We start from the raw sequence: 5,879 nt of genomic DNA on the forward strand, positions 1-5,879 counted from the left end.
GTCCTGGATTTTTCACCGATCACCAGCATCGATGGCACCGCGGCTGCGGCGTTGGCCAGCATCCGCCAAAGGCTCGCGGCCGGCGGAATCGCGCTCGAGATCGCGAATCTGCGCGACGAAGTCGACCAGCGGCTGAAACTCCTTGCCCCGGAAGACGGAGAGGTCGCGTACAAGGTGCATCTCGGAATTCGCGAAGCGTTGGCGGCACATGGTCTCCTGGCCCGCGTTCCGGGCGCCACGCCTGCCGGCACATGAGCTCCACGCTCGCCGAGATCGAACTCCATCGCGCAGCGCACCGACAGAGACCGGGGCGGCAGCACAGCATGAACGCCGCCGCCTGCCACCCCGTCAGTGATCAGAGCGCGAGATCGGGGGCGAGCGCCGCCAGGAAGTCCCGGGCATCGAAAACTGCGCCCGGAGCGAAGACGCCGCCGCGTGCCTTCGCGCCTTTCAGGAGCCGCTCGACGGCCTCGACCACGAGCGGTGCGGTGATGGCATAGATATCGTGCCCGCGCGCGGCCGCCCGCCGTACGGCATCCCCCCGTCGGATCTCGACCTCGACGAGGAATTTTTGCGCCGAGCGCCCGGACGCGTCGGCTGCGACCGGCGCCGGGGTGGAACCGTCGCGCAGATCGCGCAGCGGCGCCGTGTTCAGGTAGCTGTGAAGGTCCGACAGCTGGAGATGGCTGTCGATCAGGATCGCCTCGGTGAAAGGCAGCTCGACCATCTCCTGCGCGCCAAAAGGTTCGGCGAAGGGCCATACGGCGTTCGGAGCCGGATCGGGCAGGTGCTGCAGCCTCCCCTCCGCAATCGTCACGCGCCTTGCCGTGTTGCGCTGCCCCGTCACCCGCGTGCCCTCGGTCGGATGCCAGCTGTCCAGGGCGATCGCGACGCGGGCCTCGTCCGCACCGGTCCAGTCGCCCATTGCGGCTGTGACGAGGAGGTCGCTCAGGCCGCCATAGAAGCCCATGGCCGGGATGACGGCGACACCGGCCTCTTCYGCAGCGGAGGAATAGCGTTCGAAGGTCGCCCGGGCGCTGGGCTGCTCAGCCGTCACGTCGAGATAGGGGATGCGCGCCTGCAAGGCGGCCGGGACCAGGAATTCGGCCGTGTCGAGGAACGGCCCGGCGCAGTTGATCAGCGCCGCCGCTCCGGAGAGGACGCGGGCGAGCGCTGCAGAATCCGCAAGCGCTGCAACTTCTTGCCTGACGCCGGCCGGGAAACCCGCCTCCGCCAACTTTTCGCCATCGCGCCCGATCGCGATGGCCGGGAAGCCGCGCCGCAGCAGCTCCCTGATCACGAAGCGGCCCGTATGTCCGGCGGCCCCGTAGACTGCGATGGCAGGCTTGCTGATCCCTGCCCCTTCAAACTGATCGCTCATGACGCTCTCCCGCTACAGACCTGTCTGTTTCTTTTGGGTACAGACAGGTCTGTAGCGTGTCAACTGGAGATCTGCTATCGTCGCCTCGTCAAGGGAGAGCAGTGCATGCGGACGGAGCCGACCAACCAACGGCTGGCTGAGGAACCTGGCCAGGTCGACATGCGCGAGCGGCTGCTCGCGACCGCATCCGACCTGTTCTACCGGCGTGGCGTCCGCGCTGTCGGCGTCGATGTGATCATCGAGGCGGCCGGCGTCGCGAAGACGAGCCTGTACCGTCACTTTCGCACGAAGGATGACCTCATCGCCGCGTATCTGCAGCGGGAAGACGAGGATTTCTGGGCATGCTGGGATGGCGTGGCAGCGCGCCACTCGGACGACGGCGAAGCCGAGCTCGACGCCCATATAGCCTGGATCGGCGAGCGTGTCGGCCGGCCCCATTATCGCGGCTGCCCCCAGATCAATGTCGCCGCGGAGTTCCCGGACGAGGATCACCCTGCCCGGCTCGTGGCCCGCACGCATAAGCAGCAATTGCATCGGCGCCTGCAGGACATCGCCGAGCGGCTGCGGGTCAAGCATCCCGAGGTGCTCGCGACCCAGCTCTCGGTGCTCATCAATGGGGCCTTCGTCAGCTCGCAGATCCTGTCCACCTGCGACGCGACAGCGATCCTGCGGCAGATGACGCACGCCCTGATCACCGCGGCCCGGCACGCTCCGGCCCGCGCCGCGTAGCCGCAGCGCTCTCGCTCGGGCCGGCCCCGAACGCACCCCAACACCAGCGGTTCGAGCGATCACATATCCTTGGTCTGGCGGACGGCGTTGAGGAAGGCCCGCACGATCCGGCTGGCCTCGCGCTTCCGCAAGATGACGACATGCGCGTAGGTGTAGATCTCCGCATCCGCGATCGGGATCAGGCGGAGCGCCGGGTCAGGCACGAATTCGGCGACCGAGACATAGCTGATGCCGAGCCCGCGGATCACCGCCTCGCGGATCGCCTCGCGGCTGCCGATCTCCATGACTGTGCGCGGCCTCGTCCTGGTCGCGGCCAGCGCCTCCTCAAAGGCCCGCCGCGTCGTCGAGCCGCGCTCACGCACGATCATCGCCTCGCCGTCGAGCGCCGCAATCTCGATGCTCGCCTGTCCGGCGAGCCGGTGGTCCTCGCGCACGAACACCGCAACCGGATGCCGGCGATAGGGAATGGTGAGCAGCCGATCATCCTCGTCGAGATAGGCGAGCACGGCAACGTCGCAGCGATACTCGAAGAGATCGTCCAAAACTTCGGTCGAATTGCCGATCTTCACGGCGAGTTCGATCCCGGGATAGGCGCGGTTGAAGGCCGCGAGCATCTCGGTGACGTGATAGGGGCCAACCGCGCTGATCGACAACCGGCCGGTCCTGAGTTCGCGCGACTGCTCGAGAAAGGCGATCGCCTCGTCCTCCTCGGAGAACAGGCGGGTGGTAATCGCCAGCAATTGTCGCCCCGCGTCGCTCAGTTCCCGGCGTCGCCCCTTCCGGACGAAGAGCTCGACCCCGTACTCGTCCTCGAGCGCGCCTACCTGTGCGGTCAGCGTCGGCTGGCTGATGTTGAACTCCGCGGCAGCGGCATTGAAGCCGCCTGCCGTCGCAACGGCATGGAACGAGCGAAGGCGCGTATAACGCATAGCAAATTTCTATCTATCACGTCTGAAAAATCAATTTGTTTATTGGGTCGCCCTTTGTGAGCATCCACTCCAACAGCGCCGGGAAAGCGCGGCAGACGAGACGGAACGAGGGTGGAACGCATGCATTGGGCCTATTGGAATCCCGTCAGGATTCGGTTTGGCGCCGGCCTCTTCAACGAGGTCGCCGGCCTGATCGGCAAGCGGCGCTGGGCGCTCGTCACCTATGACCARCCAATCTTCCGCGACCTGGCTGAGCGCCTGGCACAGGCTGCCGGGGCGCCGGTGGTGACGATCGCCAATATCGAGACCAATCCCGATTGTGCTGACCTCGTCGAATCCTGCCGCCTGTTCGGCGCCTCTGCAGAGCGGGCCGAGGTCATCGTCGCGCTCGGCGGCGGCTCGATGATCGATGCGGCCAAGGTGCTCGCGGCAAGCGGCGGCAATTTCGAGACGGTGCGCCGCCATCTCGTCGACAAGGTCCCGCTCGACGCCTCGGACATCATCCCGATCATCGCCGTTCCCACGACGGCGGGAACCGGCAGCGAAGTCACCTCCTGGGCCACCGTCTGGGATGCCGCAAATGGCAGCAAATACTCGCTCGCCCATCCCCGGCTCTATCCCGAGGCTGCAGTGCTCGACYCGGCCCTGACGCTGGGCGCGCCGCGCGGCCTGACGCTTGCGACCGGGCTCGACGCGCTCTCGCATGCGCTGGAGAGCATCTGGAACGTCAACGGCAACCCGGTCTCGGCCAATTACGCCGTGGAGGCCGCGCGCGAGATCATCGACACGCTGCCGCGGCTGATGGAGCGGCTCGACGATATCGGCCTCAGGGAGCGCCAGATGCGCGCCAGCCTGCTGGCGGGCCTCGCCTTCTCGAACACCAAGACGGCGCTGGCCCATAACATCTCCTACGACATCACGCTGAAAAGCGGCACGATCCACGGCATCGCCTGCTCCTTCTCGCTGCCGATCGTGATGCGCTGGGCCATGGGCACGCAGCCACAATGCGATGCCGCGCTGCGGCGGGTGTTCGGCAGCGATCTCGATGCCGGCGCCGAACGGCTTGGCCTGTTCCTGCAAGGGCTCGGCGTCAAGACCGACCCGGCCGCCTATGGCGTGTCACCGGTCGAATGGGACCGTCTGGTCGCAAAGGCGCTGGAGGGTGAGCGGGGTCGCAATTTCATCGGGAGACAGGCCGCCAAAGCTGCCTAACATCACTCACATCAGGGCTACGGCGCCCGTAATCGGTTCACCGGCAAGGTCAAAGGACCACCGGATCATCTCGGGAGGATGACATGAACATTTCGCGTCGGAAGGTGTTGACGGGTTCGCTTGCCGCAGCGGGGGCCGTTCTGGCCATGCCGCATCTGGTTCGGGCCCAGACGAAGCTGATCAGGGTCGGGCTGATCCCGTCGGAGGATTCCCGTGCCATGCTGGAATCGAGCCAGCAATTGCTGGACGCCCTGGAGAAGAACCTTGGCATCAAGGTCCAGGGCTTCGTCGCCTCGGACTATAATGGCGTCATCGAAGCCATGCGCTCGGGCCATGTCGAGGTCGCCTATCTCGGCCCGTTCTCCTATGTGCTCGGCACCACGGTTGCGCCGATCGAGGCCTTCGCGACCGCCGAAACCGCCAAGTCCGGCCGCACCTATTATCACGCCCAGATCATCACGCGGAAGGACAGCGGCATCAAGGAGGTGAAGGACCTGAAGGGCCGCACCTTCGCCTTCGTCGATCCCTCCTCCACCTCCGGCCACCTCTTCCCGAAGGCCGGGCTGATGAAGCTCGGCTTCGATCCAGAGAAGGATTTCGGCCGCGTGCTCTTCACCGGCTCGCACGATGCCAATGCGCTCGCCGTCGCCAACAAGCGCGTCGATGCCGCGACGATCGCCGACCGCATCTTCGACGCCGCGGTCCAGAAGAAGCTGATCGACCCCGCCGACATCCAGGTCGTCTGGCGCTCCGACCCGATCCCGGAATCGCCGACCTGCTGGCGCAAGAACCTGCCCGACGACCTGAAGAAGCAGATCAGGACCGCCTTCCTGAACATCAGGGACATCACCTGGGCCGATCAGGGCAAGCTCAACCGCTTCGTCGAGACCAATGACCAGGCCTACGACATCATCCGGGACACAGCGAAGGTGCTGAATCTCGATCTGGCCAAGATGAAGTAGCCGCGCCTGGCGCGGTTCCGCGGAGGATCCGAGATGATCAAGATCGAAGGACTGAAGAAGTCCTATGTCGGTCGGCCGGTGCTGCAGGGCATCGACCTGACCGTGAGAGCGGGCGAGTTCCTGGTCGTGCTCGGCCCCAGCGGCGCCGGCAAGTCGACCCTGCTGCGCTGCATCAACGGGCTCGCCCAGCCCGATGCGGGGCGGACGCTGATCGACGGCACCGTCTTCGATGCCAAGCGCAGCGTGCGCGGCGAGCGGCCCGTCGCCATGATCTTCCAGCACCACAATCTGGTGAAGCGCCTCTCGGTGCTGAAGAACGTGCTCGTCGGCCGCATGGCCGGGCTGTCCTCCTTCCTGTCGATGCTGCAGCTCTTTCCCAGGCGCGATGTCGATATCGCGATGGAATGCCTGACGCGGGTCGAGCTGGCGCACAAGGCCAATGCGCGCGGCGACCAGCTCTCCGGCGGCGAGCAGCAGCGGGTCGGCATCGCCCGGGCGCTGGCCCAGCAGCCGTCCGTGATCCTGTGCGACGAACCGGTGGCGAGCCTCGATCCGAAAACGTCGCGCGTCGTGCTCGGATACCTCAAGGCGATCTGCAAGGAAGAAGGCATCGCCGTGATCTGCAACCTGCACCAGGTCGACTATGCCGTCGAGTTCGGTGAGCGC

Annotated in this window: 7 protein-coding genes; 5 read left to right on the forward strand and 2 right to left on the reverse strand. The window is 66.0% G+C overall.

The features are described from left to right. On the forward strand, positions 1-255 hold a 255-nt coding region (locus tag AC1DRP_RS34215), incomplete at its 5' end, for an STAS domain-containing protein (RefSeq protein WP_476770858.1). 100 nt (positions 256-355) lie between these two features. Here the strand turns inward: AC1DRP_RS34215 and AC1DRP_RS34220 are convergent. Beyond that, positions 356-1,381: a saccharopine dehydrogenase NADP-binding domain-containing protein gene (locus AC1DRP_RS34220; protein ID WP_476770859.1), complete on the reverse strand. Its 1,026-nt coding sequence runs from the start codon at positions 1,379-1,381 to the stop codon at positions 356-358. 105 nt (positions 1,382-1,486) lie between these two features. Here AC1DRP_RS34220 and AC1DRP_RS34225 point away from each other — a divergent pair, with 105 nt between their 5' ends. Further along, complete coding sequence (locus AC1DRP_RS34225) at positions 1,487-2,110, forward strand: TetR/AcrR family transcriptional regulator (RefSeq protein ID WP_476770860.1); 624 nt, start codon at positions 1,487-1,489, stop codon at positions 2,108-2,110. Between the two features lie 59 nt (positions 2,111-2,169). Here the strand turns inward: AC1DRP_RS34225 and AC1DRP_RS34230 are convergent, their stop codons facing one another. Continuing rightward, the gene (locus tag AC1DRP_RS34230) at positions 2,170-3,039 is read right to left on the reverse strand and encodes a LysR substrate-binding domain-containing protein (RefSeq protein ID WP_476770861.1); all 870 of its coding nucleotides are present in this window, start codon (positions 3,037-3,039) and stop codon (positions 2,170-2,172) included. 120 nt (positions 3,040-3,159) lie between these two features. Here AC1DRP_RS34230 and psrA point away from each other — a divergent pair, with 120 nt between their 5' ends. The 3 genes from psrA to phnC all read left to right on the forward strand — a co-directional run. Further along, complete coding sequence (psrA, locus tag AC1DRP_RS34235; protein WP_476770862.1) at positions 3,160-4,251, forward strand: iron-containing alcohol dehydrogenase PsrA; 1,092 nt, start codon at positions 3,160-3,162, stop codon at positions 4,249-4,251. An 83-nt stretch (positions 4,252-4,334) separates the two neighbouring features. After that, entirely contained in the window at positions 4,335-5,213 is an 879-nt protein-coding gene (phnD, locus tag AC1DRP_RS34240; protein ID WP_441493474.1) for a phosphonate ABC transporter substrate-binding protein, read from the forward strand. A 33-nt stretch (positions 5,214-5,246) separates the two neighbouring features. Continuing rightward, on the forward strand, positions 5,247-5,879 hold a 633-nt coding region (gene phnC, locus AC1DRP_RS34245; RefSeq protein ID WP_476770863.1), incomplete at its 3' end, for a phosphonate ABC transporter ATP-binding protein.

The organism is Allobosea sp. 01N443 (assembly GCF_056399325.1).